At 37.9% G+C, this 15,263-nt stretch carries 16 protein-coding genes and 1 riboswitch; of the genes, 15 read left to right on the top strand and 1 reads right to left on the bottom strand.

Annotated features, from left to right (window positions below; translation table 11 throughout):
• Positions 1–59 precede the first annotated feature (59 nt).
• The 15 genes from PQQ29_RS10175 (at position 60) to PQQ29_RS10105 (ending at position 14,900) form a co-directional block, all read left to right on the top strand.
• The gene (locus tag PQQ29_RS10175; protein WP_010991737.1) at positions 60–1,001 is read left to right on the top strand and encodes an iron-hydroxamate ABC transporter substrate-binding protein; all 942 of its coding nucleotides are present in this window, start codon (positions 60–62) and stop codon (positions 999–1,001) included.
• A gap of 101 nt (positions 1,002–1,102) precedes the next feature.
• Positions 1,103–2,128, top strand: a complete 1,026-nt coding sequence (locus PQQ29_RS10170; RefSeq protein ID WP_003767609.1) for a FecCD family ABC transporter permease — start codon at positions 1,103–1,105, stop codon at positions 2,126–2,128.
• A complete protein-coding gene (locus PQQ29_RS10165) occupies positions 2,128–3,150 on the top strand; it encodes a FecCD family ABC transporter permease (protein WP_003763165.1) in 1,023 nt (340 codons plus the stop codon). Before PQQ29_RS10170 ends, PQQ29_RS10165 begins: the two co-directional genes overlap by 1 nt.
• Positions 3,151–3,391: 241 nt before the next feature.
• Complete coding sequence (gene fur / locus PQQ29_RS10160; RefSeq protein WP_010991735.1) at positions 3,392–3,850, top strand: ferric iron uptake transcriptional regulator; 459 nt, start codon at positions 3,392–3,394, stop codon at positions 3,848–3,850.
• A gap of 145 nt (positions 3,851–3,995) precedes the next feature.
• Positions 3,996–4,889: a site-specific tyrosine recombinase XerD gene (gene xerD / locus PQQ29_RS10155; protein ID WP_003763158.1), complete on the top strand. Its 894-nt coding sequence runs from the start codon at positions 3,996–3,998 to the stop codon at positions 4,887–4,889.
• 28 nt (positions 4,890–4,917) lie between these two features.
• Positions 4,918–6,102 carry a phosphopentomutase gene (deoB, locus tag PQQ29_RS10150; RefSeq protein ID WP_003767605.1) on the top strand — a complete coding sequence of 395 codons (1,185 nt, stop codon included), beginning with the start codon at positions 4,918–4,920 and terminating at the stop codon, positions 6,100–6,102.
• An 18-nt stretch (positions 6,103–6,120) separates the two neighbouring features.
• Complete coding sequence (locus PQQ29_RS10145; protein WP_010991734.1) at positions 6,121–6,939, top strand: purine-nucleoside phosphorylase; 819 nt, start codon at positions 6,121–6,123, stop codon at positions 6,937–6,939.
• Between the two features lie 179 nt (positions 6,940–7,118).
• Positions 7,119–8,429: a diaminopimelate decarboxylase gene (gene lysA, locus PQQ29_RS10140; protein WP_003763156.1), complete on the top strand. Its 1,311-nt coding sequence runs from the start codon at positions 7,119–7,121 to the stop codon at positions 8,427–8,429.
• A 15-nt stretch (positions 8,430–8,444) separates the two neighbouring features.
• Positions 8,445–9,194, top strand: a complete 750-nt coding sequence (locus PQQ29_RS10135; protein ID WP_003767599.1) for a segregation/condensation protein A — start codon at positions 8,445–8,447, stop codon at positions 9,192–9,194.
• Positions 9,191–9,787 carry an SMC-Scp complex subunit ScpB gene (scpB, locus tag PQQ29_RS10130; RefSeq protein ID WP_010991732.1) on the top strand — a complete coding sequence of 199 codons (597 nt, stop codon included), beginning with the start codon at positions 9,191–9,193 and terminating at the stop codon, positions 9,785–9,787. Before PQQ29_RS10135 ends, scpB begins: the two co-directional genes overlap by 4 nt.
• Positions 9,788–9,789: 2 nt before the next feature.
• Positions 9,790–10,524: a pseudouridine synthase gene (locus tag PQQ29_RS10125; RefSeq protein ID WP_003763153.1), complete on the top strand. Its 735-nt coding sequence runs from the start codon at positions 9,790–9,792 to the stop codon at positions 10,522–10,524.
• Positions 10,525–10,708: 184 nt separating this feature from the next.
• On the top strand, positions 10,709–11,425 hold the full coding sequence (locus PQQ29_RS10120) for a response regulator transcription factor (protein WP_003767595.1): 717 nt from the start codon (positions 10,709–10,711) through the stop codon (positions 11,423–11,425).
• A gap of 97 nt (positions 11,426–11,522) precedes the next feature.
• Positions 11,523–13,313 (top strand): ATP-binding protein, encoded by a 1,791-nt coding sequence (locus tag PQQ29_RS10115; RefSeq protein ID WP_003763148.1) that lies wholly within the window; start codon positions 11,523–11,525, stop codon positions 13,311–13,313.
• A 15-nt stretch (positions 13,314–13,328) separates the two neighbouring features.
• Positions 13,329–13,847, top strand: coding sequence for an acyl-CoA thioesterase (locus tag PQQ29_RS10110; protein WP_003769473.1), 519 nt, complete (start codon positions 13,329–13,331; stop codon positions 13,845–13,847).
• A gap of 129 nt (positions 13,848–13,976) precedes the next feature.
• Positions 13,977–14,099, top strand: a riboswitch (FMN riboswitch).
• Between the two features lie 189 nt (positions 14,100–14,288).
• On the top strand, positions 14,289–14,900 hold the full coding sequence (locus PQQ29_RS10105) for an ECF transporter S component (protein WP_010991730.1): 612 nt from the start codon (positions 14,289–14,291) through the stop codon (positions 14,898–14,900).
• Positions 14,901–14,941: 41 nt separating this feature from the next.
• Here PQQ29_RS10105 and PQQ29_RS10100 read toward each other — a convergent pair whose 3' ends face one another.
• The gene (locus tag PQQ29_RS10100) at positions 14,942–15,166 is read right to left on the bottom strand and encodes a ferredoxin (RefSeq protein ID WP_003763144.1); all 225 of its coding nucleotides are present in this window, start codon (positions 15,164–15,166) and stop codon (positions 14,942–14,944) included.
• Between the last annotated feature and the right edge of the window lie 97 nt (positions 15,167–15,263).

Genomic DNA, 15,263 nt, shown 5'->3' with positions numbered 1-15,263 from the left:
TTTAAGAACAAAGTTGCTATACTAACTGAGAATTGTTATCAGTTACAGGAGGGGTTCATTTGAAAAAAGGTTTAAGTTTACTCGTATTAATGCTTTTAACTACAGTAGTTTTAGCTGCTTGTGGAGATGATAAAACGGCAGGAAATGACAAGGTTGAAATGCGTACATATACAATGGCAAATGGGAAGAAAGTAGAAATTCCGGCACATCCAAAACGCATTGTGGCATCGGAATATCTAGGAAATATTGTTTTGCTTGGGATAAAGCCAGTTGGGGCTAGAGCGAAACAAATCGAAAATCCGTTTTTGAAAGGAAAAGTGGAAGGAATTACAGATATCGGTGATCCAGTTTCAGCAGAAAAAGTGGCAGAATTAAAACCAGATTTAATTGTTGTTTCCAAAGAAGATGAATATGAAAAAATGTCCAAAATTGCGCCAACTGTGTTAATCCCGTACGCGACTTCTAAAAATGTGGAAGAAGATGTGCGCCAAATTGCAGATTTAGTTGGTGAAAAGAAAGCTGGAGAAGCTTGGCTAGATAAATTTCATCAAAAAGCGAAGGAAAGCAGAGAAAAATTAGCAGGAAAATTAAAGCCGAATGAAACGGTGGGCATTTATGAAGTTCAAGATAAAGATTTTTATGTAATGGGGCAAAATATGGGGCGCGGAGGTCAAGCGATTTATAATGCTTTACAACTGAAAGCACCAGCTAAAATTCAAACGGATGTATTGGATGGACAAGACTGGCAAAAAATTTCATTAGAAGTATTACCTGAGTTTGCAGCGGATAGAATGTTTGTGACAAATACCTCTTCTGGAAGTGCTAAAGACGGAGAGAAAACATTAAAAGATTTAACCAACTCACCAATTTGGAAAAATTTACCGACATTTAAAGCGGGAAATGTCTATCAAATGGATTTTGACACGATGTTTTATTATGATCCTTTAGCAGTAGAAGGGCAGTTGGATATTGTTGTCGAGAAGTTACTTGAATCCAACTAAAGATTGCGCTTAGTGAATGATATTGATATAATTTTCTTTGCGATTGATAATTATTATCACTAAAAATGAGCGGATAATTTAGATGGAAGGAACATGTACAGATGGATAAGTCAAAACAGATAAAAATGAATACAAGACCGACTGTTGCTATATTCATACTTTCGGGTGGGATTTTGTTGCTTCTTATTCTAGCGTTATTCGGGATTGCAGTAGGGGCGGCTAATATTAATTTGAGCACGGTTTGGGACGCGCTTTTTCATTATAATAGTTCGGACACACAGCATCAGATTATTCGGAGTTTGCGAGTTCCTCGTGTGATAGCTGATATGGCGATTGGAGCAGCTTTTGCGGTGGCAGGAGCAATTATGCAAGGGATTACGCGCAATCCACTGGCTGATTCTGGTTTGCTTGGACTGAATGCTGGATCGACGTTTATGGTAGCTGTGTGTTTTGCTTTTATGCCATGGCTTAGTTATAACTCGCTAATTATATTTTCTTTTGTTGGTGCAGCGATTGGAGCGTTCTTGGTTTTTGGAGTAAGTTCCATTGCTGGAAGTGCGATGTCTCCTACACGATTAGTACTTGCGGGGGCAGCGGTGAGTTCGCTTCTTACGGCGCTTAGTGAAGGGCTTGCGATCTATTTTCAGCTGAGTCAAGATTTGGCGTTTTGGTATGCGGGAGGCGTCGCTGGTGTGAAATGGAGTCAGCTTGCGGCAATTTGGCCGTGGTTACTCGGTGCGCTTATTGCGGCAATTTTATTAAGCAAATCAATTACGATTTTAAGTTTAGGTGATGATATTGCAGTTGGCCTTGGTGAAAAAACGACTTTTGTTAAAATAGCTTCGATGGTAGTTGTTTTAATTTTAGCAGGACTTGCAGTTTCAGTTGTTGGTCCGGTTGGCTTTATCGGATTGATTGTGCCGCATTTGGTACGTTTTTTAGTCGGGGTGGATTATCGCTTTATTATTCCTTGTTCGGCTGTAGTTGGGGCGTTTTTGACTTTAGCGGCAGATATTGTTGCCCGAACGATTAATCCTCCGTACGAAACGCCAATTAGTGTTATTTTTGCATTAATTGGGGTTCCTTTCTTCCTATATGTAGCTCGTAAAGAAAGGAGGAACTTATAATGTATATGACTGTTGCTGAAAAACGAAAGAAATCGCGGCGTATTTGGACGTTAATTATTTTAAGTGTGCTTATATTTTGTACATTTACATATAGTGTCAATGCTGGGTATTCGAAATTACCTTTTATAGAAGTGATTAAGTCTTTCTTTGGAATGGCGGATGCGGGAACGCAACTGATTGTCTCGGAATTTCGGTTGCCGCGTATTGTTATTGCGCTTTTAGTTGGTGCTGGGCTTGCGGTTTCGGGAACGATTTTACAAGGTATTTCTGGAAATGGGCTGGCTGATCCGGGGATTCTTGGGATTAATAACGGAGCAGGTTTGGCAGTTATGCTTTATATTTCCTTCTTTCCCTCAACAATGGATGTACCGGTTTTATTTATGCCATTTATTGGATTTGTCGGAGCTATTTTAACGGCATTTGTTGTATATGGGCTTTCTTATAGTAGGAGTGAGGGGTTACTTCCTAATCGTTTGTTACTTACAGGGATTGCTGTTGCAGCTGCGATTGCTGCTTTGATTACGCTCTTGACTGTTCGACTTGATCCGCAAAATTACCAGCGTTATGCTGAATGGATGGCTGGAAATATCTGGGCTTCGAGTTGGCAATATGTTTATGCGCTTTTGCCGTGGTTGATTGTGCTCGGAGCGATTGCTTTTATGAAAGTAAAAACGCTCGATGTGCTGTCATTTGGCGATCAAGTGGCAACCGGGCTAGGTGTCCGAGTGGAACGCGAAAAATTTGTTCTATTAATAGTAGCGGTTGGTTTAGCAGCCGCTTGTGTCTCTGTTAGCGGCGGGATTGCATTTATTGGTTTAATAGGCCCTCACATTGCTAGAAAACTTGTTGGCTCAGCGCATCGTTGGGTAATGGTTACGGCGGCTTTATCAGGGGGGCTATTGTTACTACTCGCTGATACGATTGGCCGCTTGATTATTCAACCTTCCGAAATCTTTGCGGGAATTGTTGTCGCAATCATTGGAGCCCCGTACTTCTTGTTTCTTCTTGCTAAAGCTAAATAATAATTATTATTAATAACGAGAAATTAACTAGTAATTGATAATCATTGTAGACAGCCTATTGCTTTTGTGCTATCTTAGTAAACATAAGGAATAGGAATTGTCTAGGTGCCATTTTTAAAGTGATAAGTGGATTTTGAACTTGCATTTTAATTATAATTATTATAAACTGTATTTATTGTTAAATGATAATGATGATAATTTAGAACGACAACTTGTTATCGCAACTAAGGGAGGAACCATAATGGAAGGTCGTATTGGACGCATTAAAGCACAACTTCATGATGCTAGTTATAAATTAACCCCACAGCGAGAAGCTACTGTTCGCGTTTTACTGGAAAATGAAAAAGATCATTTAAGTGCTGAGGAAGTTTTCTTGCGTGTGAAAGATATTGCGCCTGACACTGGCCTAGCAACAGTTTACAGAACGTTAGAGCTTTTAACCGAACTACGCGTGGTAGATAAAATTAATTTTGGTGACGGTGTATCTCGTTATGACTTGAGACAAGAAGGCGCCAAACATTTCCATCATCATCTTGTTTGCTTGGAATGTGGATCTGTGGAAGAAATTCAAGAAGATTTACTAGAAGATGTAGAAAAAATCGTGGAATCAAAATGGAATTTCCTTGTAAAAGATCATCGTTTAACTTTCCAAGGGATTTGCGCAGATTGCAGACAAAAATCTAAAAAAAATAATAGTTGAGTTTGGGATTATATATCTCAAACTTTTTTTATTGGCAAAAAAGATGGACTGAATTGTGCGAAAAGTATTATAAGTTTTTTTCATCGCTTAAACGTTTTCACTGAGGAAGGAACATGGTAGAATAGGATTTGTGGAGGAAATGCTTATGAATGATTTGATTGATGATTTTTTACACTTTTTAATTGTAGAGAAAGGCTTATCCGCGAATACAATAAAAGCTTACGAACGAGATTTACACTATTTTGTTTCATACATGGATACCTCTAGAACTTTAACGGACCCGGATACACTCGAACGAAACGATATAGTTGGATTCATGGCATTTGCTAGAAAAGAAGGAAAATCACCAAGAAGCGTAGCACGATATATTGCTTCATTGCGATCTTTTTTTCATTATTTAATGCATGATGGAAAAATGTCGCACGATCCAATGATTCAAATTGAAACGCCAAAACAAGCGCAAAGCCTACCAAAAGTTTTAAACTTAGATGATGTAGAAAAATTACTTAGTTCATCAGATACTAGCACTCCGCTCGGACTCAGAGACCAAGCGATGCTAGAAATTTTATACGCGACGGGGCTTCGTGTAACCGAACTTGTAAAGCTTAAAATGGATGATTTACATCTTCAAATGGGCTTTATTCAAACGATTGGTAAAGGTGATAAAGAACGAATTATCCCGCTTGGAAAAACAGCAACCACTGTGTTGGAACAATATTTAGAAGAAGCAAGACCTAAACTTAGAAGACCGAAATACCGGAATGATTTTGTGTTCTTAAATCACCACGGGCAAGGACTGACAAGACAAGGATTCTGGAAAATTTTAAAAGGAATCGCGAAGGAGTCGGGCATCGAAAAGCCGATTACACCGCATACATTGCGTCATTCATTTGCTACTCATTTACTTGAAAACGGGGCTGATTTAAGGTCGGTGCAAGAGCTTCTTGGCCACGCCGACATCTCCACCACACAAATTTATACCCATGTAACAAAACTGCGGCTTAAAGATGTTTACAAACAATTTCACCCGCGCGCTTAAAAAATAAAGTTGAAAAGGATGAGTAAATATGCCAGATAAATTTAAACGAGTACATGTTATTGTAATGGATTCAGTTGGTATTGGGGAAGCACCAGATGCTGCTAAATTTGGTGACTTCGATGTGGATACATTTGGTCATATTGCAAAACACGTTGGCGGCTTAAAAATGCCTGAAATGGGCAAATTAGGATTATCCAATATCCGTGAAATCGAAGGAATTGAAAAAGCTGAAAAACCACTTGCTTATTATACAAAAATGCAAGAGGCTTCTAACGGAAAAGATACAATGACAGGTCACTGGGAAATTATGGGACTTTATATTGATACTCCTTTCCGTGTGTTTCCTGATGGATTTCCAGACGATTTAATCAACCAAATTGAAGCAAAAACAGGTCGTAAAGTAATCGGCAACAAGCCTGCTAGTGGTACAGAAATTATGGCGGAACTTGGGGAAGAACATGTGAAAACAGGTGCGCTAATTGTGTACACTTCTGCTGACTCTGTATTACAAATCGCTGCGCATGAAGATGTTGTTCCTTTAGAAGAGCTATATGAAATCTGTGAATTCTGTCGTGAAATTACATTAGACGATCCGTATATGCTTGGTCGCATTATTGCTCGTCCATTTGTTGGTGAACCTGGCGCGTTTGTCAGAACTCCAAACCGTCACGATTATGCCCTAAAACCTTTTAAACCAACAGTAATGGATGCTTTAAAAGATGGTGGGAAAGATGTCATTGCGATTGGTAAAATTTCGGACATTTTTGACGGAGAAGGTGTAACTGAATCTATCCGTACAAAATCAAACATGGATGGAATGGACCAATTTATCGATGTGTTAGATAAAGATTTTAATGGTATGAGTTTCCTTAATTTAGTTGACTTTGATGCACTATTTGGTCACCGTCGCGATCCTCAAGGTTATGCGGACGCACTTGTTGATTTTGATGGTCGCTTAGTAGAAGTGATGGAGAAATTAACCGATGACGATCTTTTGATTATTACAGCCGATCACGGAAATGACCCAACATACACTGGAACAGACCACACTCGTGAATTTGTACCTTTACTTGTATACTCTCCGCGCTTTAAAAACGGCGGTTCTGAATTAGAATTACGCCAAACTTTTGCTGATCTTGGTGCAACAGTAGCGGACAATTTTGATGTAAAAATGCCTGAATACGGAAAAAGCTTCTTAAAAGATTTGAAATAGGAAAGAGGAGGAACAACAATGAGTTTAGAAAAAGTAAATGAAGCTGTTGCGAAAATTAGAGAAAATTACCCTGGGGCGCCAACGGTTGGTTTAATTCTTGGATCGGGTCTAGGTGTATTAGCAGATGAAGTAAACAACCCAACAAAACTATCATACAGCGAGATTCCACATTTTCCTGTTTCTACAGTTGAAGGTCATGCAGGGCAATTCGTTTTTGGTGAATTAGAAGGAAAAGAAGTAGTAGCAATGCAAGGTCGTTTCCATTTTTATGAAGGATATTCCATGCAAGATGTTACTTTCCCGGTTCGTGTAATGAAAGAATTAGGTGTTGAATTACTTATCGTTACTAATGCTGCTGGTGGCGTGAATGAACTGTATTCTGCTGGAGACTTGATGTTAATTTCTGACCATATTAACTTTACTGGTACTAATCCACTTATTGGACCAAATGACGAACATTTTGGTCCTCGTTTCCCAGATATGTCTGAAGCTTATAACTTGGCGTTACGTGTCGATGCTAGATTAATTGCACAAGAACTTAATTTAACGATTCGTGAAGGTGTATATGCTGGATTTAGCGGTCCAACATACGAAACACCTGCTGAAATTCAAATGATGAGAACACTTGGAGCAGATGCTGTTGGAATGTCGACAGTGCCAGAAGTAATCGTTGCTAACCACGCTGGATTACGAGTGCTTGGTATTTCTTGTATTACGAATATGGCGGCGGGGATTCTCGACCAACCACTTTCTCATACAGAAGTAATTGAAACAACTGACCAAGTTCGTAGCACGTTTTTACAATATGTAAAAGCGATTGTTGCTAAAATTTCTTAAAATAATTGGTAGCTAATCTCAGTCCAAATTCGTTATTTTCTGAAGCGAGAAATAATGAATATGGGCTGAGTTTTTTATGTATTTGATAATATTTTCAGATAGTTATTGTCGCTCGGCTTCTTAGTATGCTACTATATAAAAGAACTTTAAAAAATCTATAATGTAAAGGTGGGATTGGCGTGACGTTTGAACGGCTTGGAACAATGAATGTAAATGCAGAAGGACATCTCGAAATTGGAGGGGTGGACACTTTAAAGCTTACTGAAAAATATGGTACGCCGCTGTACGTTTATGATGTAGCGCTAATCCGTGACCGAGCAAGAGGATTTAAGAAAACCTTTGAAGAGTTGGGTGTAAAAGCCCAAGTAGCTTATGCGAGTAAAGCGTTTTCTGCTGTAGCAATTTACCAATTAATGGCGGAAGAAGGCTTGTCTCTTGATGTTGTATCGGGCGGCGAACTCTATACAGCCATTAAAGCGAATTTCCCTCCTGAAAGAATTCACTTTCACGGAAATAACAAAAGTGCAGAAGAAATACATATGGCGCTTGATTATGGGATTGGTTGCTTTGTTATTGATAATTATTATGAAATTAGTTTATTAGAAGATATATTAATAGAACGAAATGAAAAAGCCGCTGTTTTAATTCGCGTGACTCCAGGTATTGAAGCTCATACACATGATTATATTTTAACTGGACAAGATGATTCGAAATTTGGATTTGGTCTTACAAACGGGCAGGCTGAAAAAGCAATTAAGCAAGTGCTTCATGCAAGTGCTTCATTTGACTTAATTGGGCTTCATTGTCATATTGGGTCGCAAATTTTTGAAACAACTGGTTTTAAACTCGCAGCTCGTCGAATTATGGATAAATTAGTAGAATGGCACGGAACACTCGGTTTTGATTCCAAAGTTCTTAATCTTGGCGGTGGTTTTGGTGTGCGTTATACTGCTGAAGATGAGCCACTCGAACCAAGTGAATATGTGCGTCAAATCATGGATGAAGTGCGTGATGTTGCTAATAGTAATGATATTGCTATTCCTGAAATTTGGATTGAACCGGGTCGTTCGCTCGTTGGTGAAGCTGGAACAACCCTTTATAAAGTTGGCTCTCGTAAAGAAGTTCCGGGTATTCGGAATTATATTGCAGTAGACGGCGGAATGTCGGATAATATTCGCCCAGCTCTATATGATGCCCATTACGATGCTGTTCTTGCAGCCAATCCTGAAAAAGTTGCTGAAGAAACGGTAGCTATTGCAGGAAAATGTTGTGAGTCTGGTGATATGTTAATTTGGGATTTACCGTTACCAAAATCAGATGCTGGCGAAATTTTAGCAGTATTTTGTACCGGTGCTTACGGTTATGCGATGGCAAGTAATTATAACCGGATTCCACGACCACCAGTAGTTTTTGTGGAAAACGGAATGGATAAATTAATCGTTGCCCGCGAAACTTATGAAAATTTAGTACAAAATGATCTTTCATTATAGTAGGGCGGGACAAACATGGTAGAAATGAATTTTAAAGTAGAGGCTTTTGAAGGTCCGCTTGACTTATTACTTCATTTAATTGGTCAACTAGAGGTCGATATTTATGATATTCCAATGGCTGAAATCACGGATCAATATATGGAATTTGTTCATACAATGCAAGAAATGGAATTAGATGTTGCAAGCGAATATTTAGTGATGGCCGCTACTTTACTAGCAATTAAAAGTAAAATGCTTCTTCCAAAACAAGAACTAGAAATCGATTATGATACACTAGAAGAGGAAGAAGATCCACGTGATGCTTTAGTTGAAAAACTAATGGAATACAAACGATTTAAAGAAGCTGCAAAAGAACTGAAAGAAAAAGAAGCCGAACGTAGCTTTTATTTTAGTAAACCACCAATGGATTTGGCCGAGTATGACGACGGAACCAAAGTGGCGGAACTCGATGTATCGTTAAATGATATGTTAAGTGCTTTTAACAAGATGCTACGACGCAAGAAATTAAATAAACCACTGCATACAAGAATTACAACTCAAGAAATTTCGATTGATGATAGAATGAATTCCGTACTCGGAAAACTACATCAACAAACAAATCACCGTTTACGTTTCGATGAACTATTTGAAGAACAGACAAAAGAACAACTTGTCGTGACTTTTTTAGCTCTACTGGAGTTAATGAAACGAAAATTAGTCGAAGTAGAGCAATCAGCAAGTTTTGCAGATTTATATGTGCAAGGTAAAGGGGAAGAACTATCGTGAACAGAGAAGAACAATTAGGCGTATTAGAGAGCTTGCTTTTTGCAGCGGGGGATGCAGGTCTTTCAACAGAACAATTAACGGAAGTCATGGAAATCACGCATATTGAAGCACTCAATTTATTAGAGCTTTTAAGTGAACGATATAATGGAAATGAGGACAGAGGGCTGATTTTACTAGAGCTTGCTGGAACTTTCCAATTAGCTACGAAAAAAGCACATGCGGAATTTTTACGGAAATTAGTGGAAGTTCCGAGCAATACAGTTTTATCACAAGCATCCTTAGAAACGTTGGCAATCATTGCGTATCGCCAGCCTGTGACCCGAATGGAAGTAGATGAAGTTCGCGGTGTGCAAACAGATGGACCGATTAGAACGCTTGTTGCAAAAGGATTAGTTACTGATAAAGGTCGCGTGGACGGGGCAGGACGTGCAAAACTATACGTGACTACAAGTGAGTTTTTGGATGCATTCGGGCTGAATTCTTTAGACGATTTACCAAAGCTTGCTGACCCAGAAGCAGAAGACCCAGATCAAAGCGAAATGGACCTGTTTTTTGACCGGTTTAACCAAAGTAAAGAACAGGAGGAGGAATAAGAATGGAACGTTTACAAAAAGTGATTGCGAATGCGGGAGTAACTTCTAGAAGAAAAGCAGAGAAACTTATTCAAGAAGGTAAAGTAACAGTAAATGGAAAAGTAGTTACAGAACTTGGTGTCAAGGTTTCAGGAACCGAACGAATTGAAGTCGAGGGAATCCAACTTACAAAAGAAGAACACCGCTATTTCCTTTTTTATAAACCAAGAGGAACGGTGTCAGCTGTAACAGATGACAAGGGACGCACGACGGTAGCGGATTATTTTACAGATATTCCAGAACGACTTTATCCAGTTGGAAGACTTGATTATGATACATCGGGCTTATTATTAATGACAAATGACGGTGATTTTGCGAACTTGCTAATGCATCCTAAAAATGAAGTGTCCAAAACTTATATTGCTCGGATTAAAGGAATTCCAGAACGAGAAGTTATTCGTGAGTTAGAGCGCGGAGTTGTTATCGATGGTCGTAAAACCGCTCCAGCAAAAGTAAAAGTACGTTCTTCTGATAAAGCAAAAGACAAAGCGATAGTTGAAATCACTATCCATGAAGGACGAAACCGCCAAGTTCGTAAAATGTTCGAAGCAGTCGGTTTTGAAGTACAAAAACTAGCTCGAGAAGAATATTCTTTCTTGAATTTACGTGGTTTAAATGCGGGTGAAAGAAGAGAATTATCACATCATGAAGTAAAACAATTAAAAACAGAAGCGAGATTTGGCAAGAATAAAAAGTGACATTTCGACATAAAATATACTTTCTGATAGCGTGTTTTGTGAAAAACATGTATAATTTAAATCGTAGTAAATTTGGTATAGGCAATTGTATGGTTTTCCGTATGTGGGTACGAGAAATTCCATTTAATTATTTGAATTTAAATGATGCGTTTTTATGTAAATGAGAGTTAGGGGATGAGTACTTATGAGTGAACAAGTTAGAGTGCTTGTTGTGGATGATGAGGACCGGATACGCCGCCTTCTTAAGATGTATCTTGAAAGAGAAAACTATCGTATTGAAGAAGCTAGTGATGGTGATCAAGCATTAAACATGGCACTGAACAACAATTATGAAGTGATCCTGCTTGATTTAATGATGCCAGGTAAAGATGGTATCGAAGTTTGTCGTGAATTAAGGGAATATAAATCTACACCAGTTGTTATGTTGACTGCAAAAGGAGAAGAAGCTAACCGTGTGCAAGGCTTTGAAGTGGGAGCAGATGATTACATCGTTAAACCATTCAGCCCTCGGGAAGTAGTGCTACGCGTTAAAGCTGTTCTTCGTCGTGCAAAACAATCATCTGAAGAAGCTGCTGGAGGTACACCAGGAGACATTATTACATTCCCACATTTGAAAATTGATAATGAAGCTCATCGTGTTATTGTAGATGGAAAAGAAATTGGCCTAACACCGAAAGAATATGATTTACTTTATTATTTAGCTAAATCTCCAGATAAAGTTTTCGACCGTGAATCACTTTTAAAAGAAGTGTGGCGTTATGAATTCTTTGGTGATTTACGTACAATTGATACGCACGTAAAACGCCTTCGTGAAAAACTACATGATGTATCTGAAGACGCTGCTAGAATGATTGTTACAGTATGGGGCCTTGGCTATAAATTCGAAGTTCCAGAAGATTAATGACGAGTATTAAGATAGCGGGCAAAGACGTTTAATCGGCAAGTGTTATGCCGCACGTGCTTTGTTCGTTATTTTTTTGTGAAGTGAGGTGAGATAGATGAAGATTTGGAATAGTATCGTTGGCAAAATATGGAGTACAATCATTTTATTATTGATTGGGATTTTAGTTATATCGGGATTCTTAGTGGCGATGATTTATGAAAAAAATAATATGGCTCATATTACAAAAGAGTTAGAAGAGACGACATCAAGTATTATCACCATTATGAAAGAAAACGATGAAGTTATCTCCAACGAAAATGATAATGATTCCGCACTAACATTACTTGATAATACAATGGGTGTCATTATTGAAGAAAACGGAAAGAATATTTATCAATCTCAATCTCCTGACACGGTTTCTAGCGCATCTGCAAACAAACTCATTCATGATAAAACGTTAGATAAAGCTTTAGAAAAAGATAACAGCATTACAATGAAGTATAATTTCAAAACAGAAGATAGCTCCTTACCTGTCGAAATTTCTGCACAGAAGTTTGTTTTAAGTAACGGAGAATCCGGTGTTGTTTATGTTTACCAATCGTATCATGATATTTTAAAAGTGAATCAAAAAACGATGAGAACACTTATTGTTTCAGGTATCATAGCTATTGTTATTACTTCGATTTTATCTTTTGTCTTCTCATCTAGAATGGCTTTTCCTCTTCGTGAAATGAAAAAGATTGCCATAGCTGTTTCAAAAGGGAATTTTGATAATCGTGTTCCGACTTACACGCATGATGAAATCGGTGAACTCGGGGTCGCTTTTAATGATATGGCTAAACAATTAAAATATAACATTAGTGCCCTTCGCCAAGAAAAAGAGCAATTATCTAATATTTTAGTAGGAATGGCAGATGGGGTAATTAAATTCAGTGTAGATAAAACGATTATTTTAAGTAATCCACCTGCAGAAGAATTTTTACATAATTGGTTTTTCTCACCTGAGAATACGGAAAAAGTACTGATACCAACAGCTTTAAATGATTTATTGAATGATACTTTAGACAAGAAAGAATCGCAAGTGGGCGAAATAACTTTTTCTGACCGGACGTATGTAGCAATTTTGACATTATTATATACAGGTGAGCATGTTCGAAGTATTGTTGCAGTTATTCGTGATATGACAGAAGAGAAACAGCTTGAGAAAATGAAGAGCGATTTTGTTAACAATGTGTCGCATGAGCTTAGAACGCCTATTTCTATGCTTCAAGGTTACAGTGAAGCGATTATTGATGGAGTTGCTCAGTCGGATGAAGAAGTGCGGGAATTTGCACAAATTATTTATGACGAATCCCTTCGCATTGGTCGATTAGTTAATGATATGCTCGACCTTGCAAGAATGGAAGCCGGCTTTAATCAAATGGACAATCAAAAATTACCTCTAGCTCCATTACTACGAAAAGTAATCGCTAATTTTGATGTTCTTGCGAAAGAAAACTTTGTAGAACTTGGCTTAGAACTTGAAACACCAGATTTAGAGTATTCCTATGACCCCGACCGGATGGAGCAAGTGTTAATTAATTTAATCATGAATGCTATCCGCCACACCGGGAAAGAGGGCTACGCTGGAAAAGTTATTTTAAAACAAACAATTGATGAAACAAGAAATAATCTTGTAATTACAGTATCCGATAATGGTAGTGGTATTGCTGAAGAAGACATTCCATACCTATTCGAGCGTTTTTATAAAGTAGATAAGGCTAGAAAACGCGGAAAAGCTGTGGGGACAGGGATTGGCCTTGCAATTGTAAAAAACATCGTAGAAGCTCATAACGGAAAAATTTCAGTAGAAAGTGTGCTAGGTAAAGGATCAGACTTTATCATTACCTTGCCTTTGTATAAATAGATTGGAGCGAAAATCATGGAAAATAGACAAACGAAATTTTGTAAAGAATCTTTAGTAATTAAAACTAGTCGGGTGTTTCCATCCGATACAAATAATCATAATACACTCTTTGGTGGAAGATTAATGACGTATATTGACGATACTGCTTCTATCAGTGCATCTCGTCATTGTCGCACAGAAATCGTAACAGCTTCGACTGACTCGGTGGACTTTTTAAAGCCAATTAAAAACGACCATTCTGTTTGCCTAGAGTCCTATGTTGCCTCAACAGGTAGAAGCTCCATGGAAATTTTTGTTAAAATCATTGCGGAAAACTTAAAAACAGGGGAACGCTATTTAGCAGCCACTTCTTTTCTAACTTTTGTTGCGCTAGATAATGATGGCAAAACAGTGGAAGTACCTCTTGTTAAACCAGAAACAGAAGAACAAAAAAGAATCCACGCTGGAGCAGAAGCGAGAAGCATTGCGCGTAAAATTCGTTTAAAAGAAAATCAATCATTAGCGGAATCATTGTCTACGAATATTCCATGGTAAATAGATAAAAACCAGATAATCATCTGGTTTTTATTTTTGTAACCAAGAAAGCGCTTACGTGAAAAAATATACAAAAGGACTTGCGAAAAAATATTTTCATGGTAAAATGAAAATTGTAATAAAATATTCGTTCATCTTCGGGGCAGGGTGCAATTCCCGACCGGTGGTTAAAGTCCACGATCTGCTTTCTTAGCAGTTGACTCTGGTGTAATTCCAGGACCGACAGTATAGTCTGGATGGGAGAAGATGTTGGCAGACCTTTTCGTTTGTCTTCACGAGCATGTGTTAGCAAGCTGTGATGCTTATTTGAGTATTCAGTGCTTGTTTAATTAATCACAAACTCTCCCTCGACTTTTTTTAGTTGAGGTTTTTTATTTGCTTGGGTTGCATTCGTTTAGTGATGTCACTCGCTTCTTGGTGAACATCAAGGGAGAAATGACAATGAAGAATTATTCAATGAAGGTTTTTGTAAGTGTGGCGGTTCTTGGTACTTTAGCATTTATTTTAATGATGCTACAATTTCCGCTGCTACCGAGTGCGCCATTTTTAAAGCTTGATTTTAGTGATATTCCAGCTTTGATTGGTGGCTTATTATTCGGACCACTCGCAGTGATTTTAGTAGAACTAATCAAAAATGTCCTGCTTTACATTGTGTCAGGTAGTCCAGTCGGAGTTCCGGTTGGAGAATTAGCCAATTTTATTAATGGTATTTTTTATGTATTACCGATTTATTATTTATTTCACTGGTTCCGCTCAACAAAAGGAATGGTGCTTTCAACAGCAGTTGGAACGTTAGTAATGACAGGCGCAATGGTGATATTTAATTATTTTGTATTATTACCATTTTACATTAAACTTGGTGGACTTCCGGCGGATACAGATGTTGCTTGGTTAGTCACATATACGATTATACCCTTTAGCTTATTAAAAGGAGTCATCGTTAGTGCTGTATTCTTGATACTGTACTCTAGACTTAAAAAATGGATTGCTAAAAACCAAACTGTAAAAGAACGTCGTAAATTTGAAAAAAGACAGCAGGAAACAAGTCATTAACATAAATAAAATCCGTGAGTCCACTGCGACTCACGGATTTTTTAATGGAACGGAGAATCAGAAACCTTAATCGAAAGGGAAGGACAAGCAAATTCAGCGTCAATAACCATTTCTTCTAAGTCTTCTGGGATTTCTTTTGTTCCAGTATTATTATCTAATAAATTATAGGCAAGACCTTCTGTATCATAATCAAAAACATCTGGAGCGTGAATAGAACAAGCACCACAAGCAATACAAGTGTCTTTTTCAACGAGACAATACTTCAATTTTCTACGCTTCCTTTCTAAAATAACAGTTTGAAGCAAGATTTTTTCTTTTTCTATTGTACCATATTTTGATAAAGTTTTTTTCGGGAAAAGTAAT

The organism is Listeria innocua (assembly GCF_028596125.1).
Lineage (GTDB): Bacteria > Bacillota > Bacilli > Lactobacillales > Listeriaceae > Listeria > Listeria innocua.
This window is presented reverse-complemented; position numbering and strand designations above follow the sequence as displayed.